This window comes from Pseudomonas sp. AC463, assembly GCF_979253585.1.
Genome location: NZ_CEEDDZ010000324.1, coordinates 1 through 327, shown reverse-complemented (window position 1 = coordinate 327; position 327 = coordinate 1). Strand labels below are relative to the sequence as shown.

The following is a 327-nucleotide window of genomic DNA, read 5'->3' as shown; positions in this document are numbered from 1 at the left end:
CGCGGGATAGTGAGTTTGCCCTGTCCGTAGTGACACTTCAAGAAAGGGGAATATGATGCGGAAGCTTGCCATCGTACTGGCACTTGCATCCACCGCACTCGCCGCACCTGCCATGGCCCGCGATAACTCGTGGTACATCGGCATCGAGGGCGGCGCGATGGTGGTCGAGGACATCGACTACGACATCGGGACGCTCAGCAATGCTGGCACCGTCGATCACAAGTATGGCTATGACGTCGACGGCGTGATCGGTTACGACTTCGGCGGTTTCCGTCTGGAGACGGAAGTCGGTTACCGCGTTGCCAACGTCGACAGCTATTCGTCGAC

At 58.7% G+C, this 327-nt stretch carries 1 protein-coding gene; it reads left to right on the top strand.

What is annotated here, in order from left to right; translation table 11 throughout:
* Positions 1–52: 52 nt before the first annotated feature.
* Positions 53–327: hypothetical protein (locus AC0IYH_RS30345; protein ID WP_471837850.1), on the top strand; the 275-nt coding region annotated here is incomplete at its 3' end.